The organism is Limosilactobacillus caccae (genome assembly GCF_900156885.1).
Taxonomy (GTDB): Bacteria; Bacillota; Bacilli; order Lactobacillales; family Lactobacillaceae; genus Limosilactobacillus; species Limosilactobacillus caccae.
In genome coordinates this window covers 664,351-679,087 of the sequence record NZ_FTOY01000011.1, presented here as the reverse complement: position 1 = coordinate 679,087, position 14,737 = coordinate 664,351, and the positions used below count along the sequence as shown (strand labels likewise).

At 47.0% G+C, this 14,737-nt stretch carries 13 protein-coding genes and 1 riboswitch; of the genes, 12 read left to right on the top strand and 1 reads right to left on the bottom strand.

Translation table 11 applies throughout. The features are described from left to right. Positions 1–277 precede the first annotated feature (277 nt). The 4 genes from CZ502_RS09240 to pepT all read left to right on the top strand — a co-directional run bounded on the left by CZ502_RS09240 (position 278) and on the right by pepT (position 4,345). Complete coding sequence (locus CZ502_RS09240) at positions 278–1,459, top strand: aminotransferase class I/II-fold pyridoxal phosphate-dependent enzyme (protein ID WP_076461835.1); 1,182 nt, start codon at positions 278–280, stop codon at positions 1,457–1,459. A 102-nt stretch (positions 1,460–1,561) separates the two neighbouring features. Then, positions 1,562–2,281 carry a tRNA (adenine(22)-N(1))-methyltransferase gene (locus tag CZ502_RS09235; protein ID WP_076461833.1) on the top strand — a complete coding sequence of 240 codons (720 nt, stop codon included), beginning with the start codon at positions 1,562–1,564 and terminating at the stop codon, positions 2,279–2,281. Then, positions 2,256–3,080, top strand: a complete 825-nt coding sequence (locus tag CZ502_RS09230) for a Nif3-like dinuclear metal center hexameric protein (RefSeq protein ID WP_076461830.1) — start codon at positions 2,256–2,258, stop codon at positions 3,078–3,080. The genes CZ502_RS09235 and CZ502_RS09230 overlap by 26 nt, the downstream gene beginning before the upstream one ends. A gap of 17 nt (positions 3,081–3,097) precedes the next feature. Continuing rightward, positions 3,098–4,345, top strand: coding sequence for a peptidase T (gene pepT / locus CZ502_RS09225; RefSeq protein ID WP_076461827.1), 1,248 nt, complete (start codon positions 3,098–3,100; stop codon positions 4,343–4,345). A 194-nt stretch (positions 4,346–4,539) separates the two neighbouring features. Here pepT and CZ502_RS09220 read toward each other — a convergent pair whose 3' ends face one another. Continuing rightward, entirely contained in the window at positions 4,540–4,743 is a 204-nt protein-coding gene (locus CZ502_RS09220; protein ID WP_076461824.1) for a YjzD family protein, read from the bottom strand. A 124-nt stretch (positions 4,744–4,867) separates the two neighbouring features. On the opposite strand from CZ502_RS09220, the gene dnaE reads away from it, so the two are divergent. From dnaE to CZ502_RS09180, 8 genes are all read left to right on the top strand, one after another. Continuing rightward, complete coding sequence (gene dnaE, locus CZ502_RS09215; RefSeq protein ID WP_076461822.1) at positions 4,868–8,212, top strand: DNA polymerase III subunit alpha; 3,345 nt, start codon at positions 4,868–4,870, stop codon at positions 8,210–8,212. A gap of 193 nt (positions 8,213–8,405) precedes the next feature. Further along, a complete protein-coding gene (pyk, locus tag CZ502_RS09210; protein WP_076461820.1) occupies positions 8,406–9,827 on the top strand; it encodes a pyruvate kinase in 1,422 nt (473 codons plus the stop codon). A gap of 164 nt (positions 9,828–9,991) precedes the next feature. Beyond that, positions 9,992–10,873 (top strand): CvfB family protein, encoded by an 882-nt coding sequence (locus CZ502_RS09205; protein ID WP_076461818.1) that lies wholly within the window; start codon positions 9,992–9,994, stop codon positions 10,871–10,873. Further along, complete coding sequence (locus CZ502_RS09200) at positions 10,873–11,769, top strand: tyrosine-type recombinase/integrase (protein ID WP_076461816.1); 897 nt, start codon at positions 10,873–10,875, stop codon at positions 11,767–11,769. Before CZ502_RS09205 ends, CZ502_RS09200 begins: the two co-directional genes overlap by 1 nt. Positions 11,770–11,783: 14 nt before the next feature. Then, positions 11,784–12,140, top strand: a complete 357-nt coding sequence (locus CZ502_RS09195; RefSeq protein WP_076461814.1) for a reductase — start codon at positions 11,784–11,786, stop codon at positions 12,138–12,140. After that, a complete protein-coding gene (locus CZ502_RS09190; RefSeq protein WP_076461812.1) occupies positions 12,133–12,924 on the top strand; it encodes a segregation and condensation protein A in 792 nt (263 codons plus the stop codon). Before CZ502_RS09195 ends, CZ502_RS09190 begins: the two co-directional genes overlap by 8 nt. Beyond that, positions 12,887–13,495, top strand: a complete 609-nt coding sequence (gene scpB / locus CZ502_RS09185; protein ID WP_076461810.1) for an SMC-Scp complex subunit ScpB — start codon at positions 12,887–12,889, stop codon at positions 13,493–13,495. The genes CZ502_RS09190 and scpB overlap by 38 nt, the downstream gene beginning before the upstream one ends. A gap of 3 nt (positions 13,496–13,498) precedes the next feature. Continuing rightward, positions 13,499–14,218, top strand: a complete 720-nt coding sequence (locus CZ502_RS09180) for a pseudouridine synthase (protein ID WP_076461808.1) — start codon at positions 13,499–13,501, stop codon at positions 14,216–14,218. A 377-nt stretch (positions 14,219–14,595) separates the two neighbouring features. Then, positions 14,596–14,715, top strand: a riboswitch (FMN riboswitch). Positions 14,716–14,737: the final 22 nt, after the last annotated feature.

The window sequence follows — 14,737 nt, the reverse complement described above, 5'->3', positions numbered from 1 at the left end:
TAAAACTAAAAGCCGGACGATGAGCCATTTTTGGCTTATCGTCCGGCTTTATGTATACGCTGAATAAACTGAATTCGTATTAAACTTTGATTTTACAGTTCCTAAAACGCATTTAGTGCGGTTGCTTGATGCGTTTGCCGATGCGCTTTTTACTTTTCTTAAAGTTCGATTAAAGAATTCTTATTGATCTATTGACGATGATCTAATGTTCGGGTAGAATTTAAATTAAACATTTTTAAGATGATTATTAATTAATGATTTAAGGAGAGATCGAACAATGCCAGAGTTATCTGCTGATTTATATGGAACCATTAGTCATAAGCTTGCCGCGTTAAAGCCATCGGGGATTCGCCAATTTAATAAGGAAGTTTCAGCAATTCCTGGGGTTATCAAGTTAACGCTGGGGGAACCAGATATGGCAACCCCCGAACACGTTAAACAAGCTGCAATTAAGAGCATTCAAGACGATGATTCACATTATGCTCCGCAGACGGGGAAGCCGGAATTACTGGAAGCGATTAGTAAGTACATCGAAAAGACAAGGGATGTACATTACGACCCACAGACAGAGATTATCTCAACCGTTGGGGCTACTGAGGCTCTCGACGCGATCTTCTTTGCAATTTTGAATACTGGCGATAAGGTAATTGTGCCGACACCAGTCTTTTCCCTTTACTTCCCGTTGATCGAGATGACAGGGGCCACGGTTGTCCAAGTTGATACTTCCGCAGATAACTTTGTCCTGACTCCTGAACGCTTGGAGCAGGTAATCGAAGAAGAAGGTGAAGGTGTAAAGGCGGTCCTTCTTAACTACCCATCTAACCCAACTGGCCGTGAATACCCGCAAGATGTCTTAGCAGGGTTGGCAAAGGTAATCAGTGCCCACCACCTGTACGCGATTGCGGATGAGATATACAGTGACCTTACTTACGGGGTCGACCACCACTCAATTGCGACGATGATTCCAGAACGGACGATTTTTGTCTCCGGCTTATCAAAGTCACACGCGATGACGGGTTACCGCCTTGGTTATGTTGCTGCACCGGCCAAGATTATGGCCCAAATTGGGAAGATGCACGCCTTCTTAGTTACGTCAGTGACGAACAATGTTCAGGCAGCTGGTACCGAAGCATTAACTAATGGCCTTAATGACCCGGTTGAGTTCCGCAAGATCTACCAACACCGGCGGGACCTGGTAGTCCAAGGCCTGCGGGAGATGGGCTTTGAGATGCTAACACCGGAAGGGGCCTTTTATATCTTTGCCAAAATTCCGGCGAAGTTTGGCAAGGATGACATGGCATTTGCAAAGGAACTCGCATACCAGGCGAAGGTCGGTGTTACTCCAGGAAGCGCGTTTGGTGACGGCGGTGAAGGATATGTCCGTCTCTCATATGCGTCATCTGATGAAAACTTAACTGAAGCACTGAAGCGGATTAAAAATTATCTCGCACAATTATAATGATTAAGCTGGCAAATTGCCGGCTTTTTTGTTTAGCAATTAAAACTTATCCGGCTGATTTGTTATAATTAAGTTATTCAGTTTTACAAAGGAATGATTTATTTGGATGCGGAACACTTATCTGCACGATTAGCTGGTGTCGCTTCGCTTGTGCCTGCTGGGGCGCGGTTAGCTGACATTGGTTCGGATCATGCATACTTACCTGCCGCCCTGGTGTTGCAGGGGAAAATTAACTATGCGATTGCTGGTGAAGTGGTGAAGGGCCCCTATGAAAACGCCGTTCATGAAATTACCCACCAGCAGTTAACCGATGAGATCCAGCCACGCTTGGCAGATGGCCTGGCGGCGATCACCCCGGAAGATAAGATTGACACGGTTGTGATTGCTGGAATGGGTGGCAGTTTGATCGCCTCAATCTTGGAAAAGGGGCGGGATAAACTAGTGGGAGTGAAACGTCTAATCCTTCAGCCCAATGTTGGTGAGAAGCAGGTTCGCCAATGGCTAATGGCTAATCGCTACCAAATTACGGGTGAAAAAATTATTGAAGAAGACGACCATATTTATGAAATAATCCTCGCCGAACCGTCAATTGTTCCCTTCTACTATAGCCAGTACGAGCTAGAGTTTGGGCCGTTGCTGCTTGAAAAGAAGGCCCCGGTCTTCAAGAAGAAGTGGCAGGAATTTTGTCAGCGGGAGGAGAATGTCATTGCACAAATGCAAAAGGCGCAACAACCACCGTTGCAAAAGATCGCCCGCTTAGAAGAAAAATTACGGGAAATTAAGGAGGTAATTACCAGTGACCACCGGTACCCAACTAATTAATCGTTTTGAACAATTTGCTAGTCCCCAACTTGCTGAAAAGTGGGACCATGTCGGTTTACAAATCGGGAATCCCGACCAGCCGATTTCCCGTTTGATGACCACTTTGGACGTCCGGCCAGAAGTCGTTGATGAGGCAATCGCTGAGCATGTCGACTTTATCTTTGCCCACCACCCAGTGATGTTTCACCCGGCAAAAGACCTTGACACGCGCAACCCGCAAAATGAAATGTATGCCAAAATTTTGGCGAATAATATTACTGTCTACGCGGCCCACACGAACTTAGATACTGCGAACGGGGGGATGAATGATTGGCTTGCTGAACAGCTGCAGCTGACCAACCTTGTTCCGCTTGTGCCTGCCGGGACTGACCCGGTTACTGGCCAGGCTGTCGGAATGGGCCGGGTTGGCGAACTCGCTACCCCGTTGACACCACGAGAATTTGCTGACTACTGCATGAAGGTGTTTGCGGTTAAGGGCTTGCGATTGATCTGTAACCCCCTCGATGATAAAAAGCAGATTAAGCGGGTTGCCGTCCTTGGTGGTGCGGGGCAAGACTTCTATGATAAAGCCGTTTCGTTGCAGGCTGACGCTTATGTTACTGGCGACGTCAGCTACCACTTTGCCCACGACATGATTGCCAACCACCTCGTTGTCGTTGATCCTGGGCACCACATTGAAGTAGTCGTGCAACATGGCCTAGCGGCGCTAATTGGCCAGTGGCGTGATGAGAATAACTGGCAATTCTCAATTATTGAGAATAAGGTAGACACAGAGCCATTTACGTTTGTTACGAAATAATTTAGGAGATGTTTTTAATGGTTGAAGAAAAATATGATGGATTGTTATCCCGTTTCTTAAAGTATGTTAAGACAGAAACCCGGTCCAACCCGGCTTCAACGACGATCCCTTCTGATCCCAAGGAAACGGCATTTTTAAATGAACTGAAGGGTGAACTAGTCGACCTTGGCTTAGCAAATGTCCACATCAATAAGCAAAGTTCCTACTTGATGGCGACAATTCCCAGCAACCTCGACCACTCGGTACCAGTGGTTGGCTTTATTGCCCATGTTGATACGGCAGATTTCAATGCGCATAATGTCAACCCGCAGATTGTTGAAGACTATGATGGTCAATCAGACATTCAACTCGATGAAAAAGGACAGTATAAGTTAACCGTAGCCGAATTCCCGTCACTGAAAAAGTACAAGGGGAATACCTTGGTGACTACTGATGGTTCTACCCTCCTTGGAGCTGATGATAAGTCTGGAGTGGCGGAAATCATTACGATGGCTGCCTACCTGATGAAGCACCCAGAAATTAAACACGGGGAGATCAGAATTGGCCTTGGCCCCGATGAGGAAATTGGGACCGGTGCCGACCACTTTGATGTTGCTGATTTTGGTGCCGACTTTGCCTACACTGTTGATGGTGGGCCACTAGGCGAACTGGAATACGAGACTTTTAATGCGGCCCAGGCCGAGATTGAGATCCAAGGGAAGGATGTCCATACCGGGGTTGCGAAGGGAACGATGATTAACGCAATCCAAGTCGCCATTGATTTACATAATAGCTTGCCAAGCCATGACCGGGCAGAACGGACCGATGGCCGGCAGGGATTCTACCACCTGTACAAGTTTGATGGGACAGTTGACCATGCCACGATGGTTTACCTTATCCGGGACCACGACAAACAAATCTTTGCAGAACGTAAAGACCTGCTTGAGCGGGTCGTTGCGGGCATCAATGATGAACTCGGTGAAGAACGGGTCAAGATGAACCTTTATGACCAGTACTACAACCTAAAGGATGCCCTACAAGACCACATGGATGTTGTTGAGATTGCTAAACAAGCAATGGAAGAACTGGGGATCAAGCCTGATATTTACCCTGTTCGGGGTGGGACTGACGGCTCAACTATTTCTTACAAGGGCCTACCAACGCCAAACCTTTTCGCTGGTGGCGAGAACATGCACAGTCGCTTTGAGTATGTTTCTGTCCAAACGATGGAACGGGCACTCGACGTATTGCTTAAGATCGTGGAATTGAACGCGCAAAATAACTAATGACTTTTAAACTAAAGAGGCCAGGAAAAGTGTAGCTTTTCCTGGCCTCTTGTTTTCGTTCCGAATATTACACAGTAATCGCGGAAAAAGCGAGCCCCTCAAGGGTAACTACGGACAAACGTTGACTCGTACCGTGTCAATGCCCGTCCTAGGTTACCCCACCGGGGCTCCGAGAAGCTTTTTTCCAGCTTGTTTTATTGTTCGTCTTTATTAGGGTTTGCACTAGCGGTGATGTAATCAACGCAGTTAACAACGATCAACCCCATAATAACTGCAACCACAGCGACGATCGTGTAATTTGGTGTCATTGATTCTAGTTGACTAGTAATGTAAGCTAGGACCTCACCAAGAATAACTGCCCAAATAGCGGCAACGATATTCTTTGTCAGAACTTTCATGTTGGTCATCCCCTTTGAAGTCATATAATAATTTTAGCATATTTATTGTAACATTTGAAAGCCCTGCCGATATTTTCCTGTTGATAAAATGTTTTGGTATAATTTGATTGAGAGGTGAAGGTAAGTGGAATTTGCACCGTTAGATGTCAAAAGCAGTTATAGTTTATTGAAGAGCCCAACTAAGATTGATGATTTAGTGCAAACGGCCAAGAAGCGTGGTTACCAGGCGTTAGCGCTAACCGATGAGAATGTATTATATGGCGCGGTTGACTTTTATAATGCGGCGACGGCAGCGGGAATTAAGCCGCTGATTGGCCTGCAGCTGGTAATTGCCCTTAATAATGTGGATGGCAATAAGTTACGCTTGCTTTTTCTTGCCAAGAACCAGCAAGGCTACCAGCACCTAATGGACTTGTCGACCCTTCACCAGACAAAGGAGCATACCCAATTACCCCTGGCAGTTGCGGAGATCAAGCCGCTGTTGGGTGACCTTTACATCGTCATTCCGCCGCAGAGCACTCTTTTGAGCATCATTGCCCAGCAGCAGCCAATTTTACATGAGCTTCACCAACTAAGCGATACTGACAGCTTATTAATCGGGGTTAATCCAGACCTCGACCACGTCCAGCTGACGACAATTAAGCAGTATGCCGACCAGCAGGGACTGGCAATCGTCGCCAGTTCACCGGTTGATTATCTCAATCCAGAAGACCTCTTTGCTAGTCGGGTGCTTCAGGCGATTGGCGCCGGGGTTGAGTTAAAAGACCCCGCTGAACAGGCACGGCGGCTAGGGGAGGACTATTTAAAAGATTGCCAGCAGGTGATTAAAAGTTACCGTGACGCTGACCTTGCGATGGCAGTCGATAAGACCGCAGAAGTGGTTGCTAATTGTAACGTTAGCCTGAAATTTCGTTCGCCGGTACTGCCACACTACCAAACACCAGCCGGACAAAATTCGCAGGAGTATTTACGCCACCTGTGTATTGCTGGACTCAAAAAACGACGGGTTGCTCCCCATAAGACATTACAAGACTACCAACAGCGCTTAGCAATGGAATTAAAAGTCATCCATGAAATGGGCTTTGATGATTATTTCCTGATTGTCTGGGACGTGATGAACTTTGCCCACCAGCAAAAGATTACGACTGATCCCGGGCGAGGGTCAGCTGCTGGCTCGTTAGTTGCCTATGCATTGGCGATTACGGAAGTCGACCCCCTGGAGTACGACCTCTTGTTTGAACGGTTTCTCAATCCCGAGCGTGCCCAGATGCCGGATATTGACCTTGATATTCCTGATAACCGACGTAATGAGGTGTTGCAATATGTTCACCAAAAATATGGTCACCGGCGGGTTGCCCAGATTATTACCTTTGGGACCTTGGCCGCAAAGCAAGTTGTGCGGGATGTCAGCCGGGTCTTTGGCCTGTCACGGTATGAAACGGAAAGCATTACCGCTTCCTTGCCGCATGGGCTTCACGTGACCCTTAAGCAGGCCCTTGCTGAGTCACAACGCCTCAATAACTTGCTAGATGATAACCCGAAATACCAGTTGCTGATCAAGGTTGCCCAGCAGTTAGAAGGGCTGCCACGCCACTATTCGATCCATGCGGCAGGGGTCGTCCTTTCCGAAGAGCCCCTGCACGAGATTGTTCCCCTCCAAAACGGGAGTGATGGGCTATTGATGACCCAGTTCCCTAAAGATACCGTTGAGGCGTTGGGGTTGTTAAAGATGGATTTCCTGGGGCTAAAGAACCTATCGATTATGGATAACACGATGCAGGCCGTTCGGCAAATCACCCCTGATTTTGACCTCCAGCATATCTCACTCGCGGATCCAGTCACCATGCAACTGTTTCAGCGTGGTGAAACGGGGGGCGTCTTCCAGTTTGAATCTAGTGGAATTCGCCAGGTCTTGATAAACCTCCACCCGACAAGTTTTGAAGACATTGTCGCGGTTAACGCTCTTTACCGGCCAGGCCCGATGGAAAATATTCCCCATTTTATTGCCCGGAAAAAGGGCCAAGAAAAGGTCAGCTTACCGGATAAGTCATTAGCACCGATCCTGGGGGCCACTTACGGGATTTTAGTTTATCAAGAGCAGGTAATGCAGTTGGCCTCAGCGATGGCTGGTTTTACGCTGGGTGAAGCCGACTTATTGCGGCGGGCGATGAGTAAGAAAAAGCAACAGACGATGGAGCAAATGCGGACGAAGTTTTTACAAGGAGCGGTTGAACGCGGCTATTCACCAGAAGTTGTCCAGCAAGTCTTTGAATATATTGACCGTTTCGCAAACTACGGCTTTAACCGCTCGCACGCTGTTGCATATTCGAAGATGGCTTTTGAAATGGCCTACCTAAAGGGACACTATCCCGCCGAGTTCTTCACGGCATTAATGAATGCTGAGACGAACGTTGAAAAGTTGAAACGTCACGTTGAAGATGCCCGGCGGCGGGGAGTTGAAGTCCGGGGGCCACGGATTAATATCAGCGATGCTGGTTTTACCTTGAATAAGGGGACCGTCTATTTTGGCCTTGCTGCAATTAAGGGGATGCGGCGCGACTTCATTACAGCGATTATTAAGGAACGGGAGCAAAATGGTGATTTTACGGACCTGCGGAATTTTATTGCCCGCATGCCCGATAAGTGGCAAAAGACGGAGTTGCTGGAGCCACTGGTCTACAGCGGTGCATTTGACCGCCTTGGCTATAACCGTGCTGAAATGATTAACGCCCTTCCCAAACTGATTTCTGGAATTGAATTATTTGGTGACCTGGCAAGTTTTGAGGGTGATCCGAGCTTGCAAACCGCGATTGAAGAAAGAAAAGAATTCCCCTTGATTACGCGGTTAACAAAGGAAAATGAGTACCTGGGTGTTTACCTCTCTGGTCATCCAGTGAGCCAATACCAACAGTTGGGCCACCGCCTCGGTACTGTAAAAGTCAGCCAACTCCAGCCAGGGATGGAAGTCGTCATCATCCTGCTGACTAATCATGTCAAAACGATCCACACGAAAAAGGACCACCGTGAAATGGCCTTTGTTTCGGCGAGCGATGAGACGGGGACGCTTGATTTAACGATTTTTCCTCGCCAGTACCAGCATATGCGCGATTTGCTTGCGCCGAACAGGGTTCTTGTCGTTCGCGGGAAGGCGGAAAACCGAGCAGGGCGGGGGATGCAGCTTATCGTTAACCAGCTTACCGATGCCCAGCAAGAACGGCAGCGGTATCTGCCGCACCAGCGGTGGGTGCTACGGGTGATGCCGGAAAAGGATAATGACGATACTAGCAACCGCCTGAAAGAAATTGCTAATACCCAGCATGGGCCAGTACCAGTAATCCTTTTCTACCCGGCAAGCGATAAGAAGTTTATGCTGGCACAATGGCAATGGTTAAAAAATGATGATAGGACAAAAGAGCTGTTAGGGGAACTATTCGGACCGTCAAATGTAGTCTTGCAAGACTTATCCTGAGGCAATGTCGCGACTAATAATTAAAATCAAATTAGAGAAAGTGAGCGATTTGCCGATGATAGCGGTTTCTTGTGAACTTTTAAGCAAAAAATACAGACACTCTATTTGAAAAGTGCTATCATAACAGTGTGCAAAAGAGGTATACAATTGCAAATCGCAATTGATGCATTAATGCAAAAGGAGAGATTCATTTATGAAGAAAACCAAGATTGTAAGTACGCTTGGTCCTGCAAGTACTGATGTTGATACGATCGTTAAGTTGATCAATGCGGGAGCTAACATCTTCCGTTTCAACTTCTCACATGGTGACCACCCAGAACACTTGGGCCGGATTCAAAACGTCCACAAGGCCGAAGAAATTACTGGTAAGCACGTTGGTCTCATGCTTGATACTAAGGGTGCCGAAATTCGGACTACTGTTGAAAAAGAAGGTAAGATCCAATACGAAATTGGTGACAAGGTTCGTATCTCAATGGACGCATCTCTTGAAGGTACTCACGACAAGATTGCCGTTACCTACCCAGGCTTATACGATGATACTCATGTAGGTGGCCACGTTCTCTTTGATGATGGTTTAATCGACATGGTTATTGATGAAAAGGACGATGCAAACAAGGAACTTGTTTGTCACGTATTAAACCGTGGTGTTCTTGGTTCTCGGAAGGGTGTTAACGCTCCTGGTGTATCAATCAACTTACCAGGAATCACTGAAAAGGACAGCAGTGACATTCGTTTCGGTTTGGACAACAAGATCAACTACATCTCAGCTTCATTTGTTCGGAAGGCCCAAGATGTTCTTGATATCCGTGAACTTCTCAAGGAAAAGAACATGGAAGACGTTCAAATCTTCCCTAAGATTGAATCTCAAGAAGGTATCGACAACTTTGAAGAAATCATCGAAGTTTCTGATGGTTTGATGGTACCTCGTGGTGACATGGGTGTTGAAATTCCAGCCCAAAATGTGCCAATCGTTCAAAAGCACATGATCAAGCGTTGTAACGAATTAGGTAAGCCAGTTATTACTGCTACCCAAATGCTTGACTCCATGCAAGAAAACCCACGGCCAACTCGTGCCGAAGTATCTGACGTTGCTAACGCCGTATTTGACGGTACTGACGCAACGATGCTTTCTGGTGAAAGTGCTAACGGTGACTACCCAGTAGAATCAGTTTCAATGATGAACGACATCGACATCAAGGCTGAAAACCACCTTTGGGAATTCGGTACTGAAACTTTTGACTGGGACAAGTCAGACGTTACCGAAACCATCGGTTCAGCAGTTGCTAATGCTGCTAAGGACTTAGACATCCACACTATCGTAGCCTACACTGCATCTGGTTACACTGCCAAGATGATTTCTAAGTACCGTCCAAACGCTGACATCGTTGCCTTGACACCAAACGAACGTGTTGAACGCGGTTTGATGATTAACTGGGGTGTTCAACCATTCGTTGTTGATGAAATCACTGACACTGATACGATGTTTGACTTAGCCGCTAAGGAAGCCGTAGAACACGGTTTCGCTAAGAAGGGTGAAAAGATCATCATCGTTGCCGGTGTTCCACTGGGTGTACCAGGCGCAACTAACATGATGCGTGTTAAGACAATTGACTAGTTTTAGCTAGTAGTTGTTATAAATGAATAACACTAGAAGGAACTTGTGACAGAGTTGTCACGGTTCCTTTTTTGTTTATCGGGCAAATCCTGCAATCTCACTAGCCAAACAATGACTCACCGTGTAAAATCGATATAGAATAAAAAATAAGTGATGTGAAAAAAATGAATACAGCGTTAGGAAAAGTTGTAACAGCGGTCATGATTGATGAAAACGACCAGGACTATTTTGTTCAACCGGATCGTAATGGGCAGACATACCGCCTCCCCAAAGATGAGAGTCCCCAGGTATTGCATATTGGTGGTCAGGTACGGGGCTTTGTATACGAAAATGAAGACCACCAGTTGCAAATGACTTGCCAGCATATCCCAACCGTCCAGGTTGACCACTATGATTACGGGACCGTCGTAAATGTGCGGCGGGACCTCGGGGTGTTCGTTGATATCGGACTTCCCAATAAGGATGTCGTAGTTTCCCTTGATGATTTACCAACCCTCAAGCACCTGTGGCCACAGCCAGGAGACCGGCTATTAATCGCCCTGCAAGTTGACAATAAGGACCGCATTTGGGGGAAACTTGCTGACGACCAGATCTATCAAACAATCTCCGCCGCCCCTTCAAAAAAGCTCCTCAACCATGATACTTACGCGACGGTTTACCGTTTGAAGATGAGTGGGACCTTTGTGATCACTGATAATTACCACCTTGGATTTATCCACCCAAGTGAACGTGACCAGGAACCCCGTCTTGGTCAACGGGTCAAGGCACGGGTCATCGGTCTGTCTTCCCACGGCAGTCTCAACCTTTCACTAAAACCGCGGGCCTACCAGGCCATCGGTGAGGATGCCCAGATGATTTTGACGATGCTGGAGCACGACCTTAACCACCGGTTACCATACACGGATAAGAGCGATCCAGCACTTATTAGGAGTGTCTTTGGAATTAGCAAGGGTCAATTCAAGCGGGCAGTCGGGCACCTGTTAAAGGAACGCCTGGTTAGCCAGCAGGATGGCCAATTAATTTTAATAAAAGAGCAAGATGAGTAATGGATGAGCAAGTAAGAAAATTTCTTGATTATTTAAAAAACACCCGCCGTCTTAGTACGAACACAATTGTTAGTTACCAACGCGACCTTGGACAAGCAAGTGCTTATTTTAAACAGCAGGAAGTAACGTCATGGGAGCAGGTCGACCAGTATCTTTTACTGGCCCTGCTAAGTGAGTTGCGTCAGCAAAAGAAGGCTAATTCAACGATTAACCGGATGATTTCAAGCCTTCGCCAGTTTTATAAGTTTATGATCCGCCACCATTACCTAACCGTTAACCCGATGGAAATGATTGACCACCAGTATGCGATGAGCGAACCGGCAGCCCCGGTGATTTTAACGGAGAAGGAAATTGAGCAGTTAATCGCGGTGCCGGATACGACAACGAAACTGGGGATTCGTGACCGAGCCCTGCTGGAACTACTTGACGCCACGGGGATGCGGGTGACCGAGGTCATTAACTTGACCGGTGACGCCCTTCACCTGGACGTTAGTTTACTTCGTCTAGGCGGCAGCAATGGACCAGAGCGGATGATTCCCTTGAGTCAGCCGGCAGTTGAGTGGCTAACTAGGTATTTAAATGACGCCCGTCCCCACTTGGTAAAGTCAGACCAACCGGTGGAAACTGTTTTTGTCAATGCTCACGGCCGAGCATTGACACGGCAAGGAATCTGGAAAAAGATGAAGGAGTGGGTGAAAGCGGCGAAGATTGACAAAGATGTCACACCGCAGACAATCCGCTATTCCTTTGCTGTTCATTTACTTGAAAACGGGGCGGATGCTCAGATAATCCAGGAAATTCTGGGACGCAATGCAATGCAGGCAATTCGGCCGTACGTCCAAGTAACACCACAACAATTAGCGGCCAGTTATCGCAAGTATCATCCGCGAGCATAAGGAGGAAGATTGATGTGCTAGTTCGGTACCGAAAAGATTATCAAAAGATTGCAATGGGCTTATTATCGCTTCTTCCAGACTTGCGCCAGGGCAATCGCTTTATGAGTGAGATCAACTGGGCGCTAGATAACGAGTGGCCAATCTATTTATGGAAAGACATGGATGATAGTCATTTTATTGGCATCGTTATTTTAGAGATTGGTGATTACTATGTCCTCGTTCGCCAATTGTCGTTTACCCCAAGTGAGCGGTCGGGGCATAATATTTTTTCCTTATTAAATGCGGTAAATGACCAGTATTCAGAGAAGCGCCTTTTAGGAACGCTGGAGACGCAGCCAATTATTAGTATGTGGGAGCGGAATAATGAGTGAACAAGTAGTGCCACAATATCCATTTCAGCCGACGATTAAGGTCCATGACTTTGAGGGTCCCCTGGATTTGCTATTGCACCTGATTAGGCAGTCAGAAATGGATATTTATGATATTCAAATTTCGACAATTACTAGTCAGTACCTTGACTACCTTCACCAGATGAAAAAACACCAGCTTGAGGTCGCCGGGGAATATTTTGTGATGGCGGCCACGTTGATGGATATTAAGAGCCAAATGCTCCTGCCAGCAACGCCACCACTTGAAGAAGAGCCAGAAGAAGAGATCGTTGATCCACGGCAGGAGTTAGTCGAACAGCTGCTCGAGTACCAGCGTTATAAGAAAGCAGCGGACAAGTTAAAGGATAAGGAAAACTTTCGGCAACAAGAGTTTACCCGGCCGGCGATGCGGGTGCCCAAGTCGATGGTAAATACTAGTGTTGCGCCCGGCGTAACTCTTGAGCAACTGCAGGATGCCTTTGCCACGGTTTTACGCCGTCACCAGTTGGCCGCCCCCCTTGTGGAAACAGTTGAAGCGGAAAGGGTGAGTGTGGCCCAGCGCATGAAGAATGTTTTTGCCACGGTTAAGGAAGGGCCAACGAGGTTTATCGACCTTTTTGACCGGCTGACAACAAGGGATGGACTAGTGACGACCTTCTTAGCGGTTCTTGAACTGGCAAAGCACCAGGCAATTTTAATCAATCAGGCGGAATTATTTGATCCAATTATTTTAGTGGAGGGACCGAAGAGTGACGAGTACGAAACCAACCAACCAGGCGCAAATTGAAGGATTGCTTTTTATCAGCGGGGATGAAGGAATTACCCTGGGTGATTTAGCAAAGGTAACCGGCTTTATGAAACCGGCAGTCCTGTCGATCCTGCAGCAGCTGAAAAAGAAGTATGATCAAGACCCATCGTCAGCCTTTGTCCTACTGGAGAGTGATCAGACCTACCGGCTGGCAACCAAGCATGAATTGGCGCCGGTCATTAAACACTATTTTGAAGTGCCGCTGACTGTTCCACTGACTAAGGCGCTCCTTGAAGTATTGGCAATCGTTGCCTATAAGCAACCGATTACCCGGCTAGAAATTGACGATATTCGGGGGGTACAGAGCTCTGGGTCACTGCAGAAATTGATGGTCCGGGGGTTGGTTGATACGGCCGGCCGGCTTGATGCTCCTGGCCGCCCATTTTTATACGCAACAACGCCCGCATTTTTAAACTATTTTGGTTTAAGCAGTCTGAAAGAACTGCCGCCGCTTCCTGACCAGGCTGACCTGGATAGTGCGGAAATGAGTGGTGATTTGTTCTTAGAGGCATTACAAGCACGTGAGGAACAACAACGAAAGGAAAATTAATCTATGGAACGACTACAAAAGGCAATGGCAGAAGCAGGGGTTGCTTCCCGGCGGGCCTCAGAAAAATTGATAGTGCAAGGGAAGGTAATGGTAAATGGTAAAAAGGTTACTGAGCTAGGCACCAAGGTGGGCGTTCACGACGAAATCACTGTTAACGGGGTACCGATCCAACGGGAAAAGCATGTCTATTACCTGCTGAATAAGCCGCGTGGTGTTATTTCAAGTGCCCATGATGATAAAGGGAGGCGGACGGTCGTTGATATTATCCATGATGAAGACATCAACCAGCGAATTTATCCCGTTGGGCGCCTTGATTACGATACGACCGGGATCCTTTTGTTAACAAATGATGGGGCGCTGGCTAATAAGCTCATGCACCCGCGCTTTGAAGTTGATAAGACCTACGTTGCCAAGGTAAAGGGAATTATCAAAAATGAAGACTTGAAGCAATTGCGGTTGGGGGTCATGGTGGATGGCCAAAAGACCAAGCCAGCCAAGACAAAGTTGCTTAGCGTTGACCGCGAGAAGAAAACCAGCATTGTCCAGCTGACCATTCATGAAGGGCGGAACCACCAAGTAAAGAACATGTTTAAAGCAGTTGACCACCCAGTGATTAAGCTCCACCGGGAGACATATGGATTTCTTAATTTGCAGGGGGTCCAGGCCGGTGAATTCCGGGCGCTTAAGCCAGACGAGCTACAACGGTTAAAGAAAATTAAATAGCTGCTTTTGTGGTAGCTAGTGGTGGATAGTTGTTATTACTGGTAAAGATTGTTAAACTTAGCTTGTAACTACAATTTCGTAGTTACTCGGCACGATCAGGATAAGAATTACCGGTTCACATCGAGTTCAGTTTGTTACTTAACTCGTACCGGTATTGGGGCGCCTAATGAGCGCTCTTTTTTGTTTCTTAAAGTAGGGACCCTCCTTCTGATATGGCTATCGGAAGAAAATGATAGTAAAATGCCCGGGGGCACTCTGAAAACAAAAGTGACGCATTTTGATGCAATCACACGTAAAAAGGTGAAATAAGTAACCGCGCGAAACCGTTGACATAACGGCGAAAGACGATTATACTAGGGATAATTAAATAGTAGCTCGTTTGTCTTCAAGGCGTGGTGTAATTCCCGACCGGCGGTTAAAGCCCGCAACCCACTAGTGGTGGTTGATCTGGTTTGATTCCAGAGCCGACAGTATAGTCTGGTATAAAGAAGATTTCTGTGTTAAATAAATCTTGATTGT

Bases quoted from the DNA above. Each gene is read 5' to 3' on its own strand.
- CZ502_RS09240 (WP_076461835.1), top strand. From the start codon at position 278: ATGCCAGAGTTATCTGCTGATTTATATGGAACCATTAGTCATAAGCTT.
- pepT (WP_076461827.1), top strand. From the start codon at position 3,098: ATGGTTGAAGAAAAATATGATGGATTGTTATCCCGTTTCTTAAAGTAT.
- CZ502_RS09220 (WP_076461824.1), bottom strand. From the start codon at position 4,743: ATGAAAGTTCTGACAAAGAATATCGTTGCCGCTATTTGGGCAGTTATT.
- pyk (WP_076461820.1), top strand. From the start codon at position 8,406: ATGAAGAAAACCAAGATTGTAAGTACGCTTGGTCCTGCAAGTACTGAT.
- CZ502_RS09205 (WP_076461818.1), top strand. From the start codon at position 9,992: ATGAATACAGCGTTAGGAAAAGTTGTAACAGCGGTCATGATTGATGAA.
- CZ502_RS09200 (WP_076461816.1), top strand. From the start codon at position 10,873: ATGGATGAGCAAGTAAGAAAATTTCTTGATTATTTAAAAAACACCCGC.
- CZ502_RS09190 (WP_076461812.1), top strand. From the start codon at position 12,133: ATGAGTGAACAAGTAGTGCCACAATATCCATTTCAGCCGACGATTAAG.
- CZ502_RS09180 (WP_076461808.1), top strand. From the start codon at position 13,499: ATGGAACGACTACAAAAGGCAATGGCAGAAGCAGGGGTTGCTTCCCGG.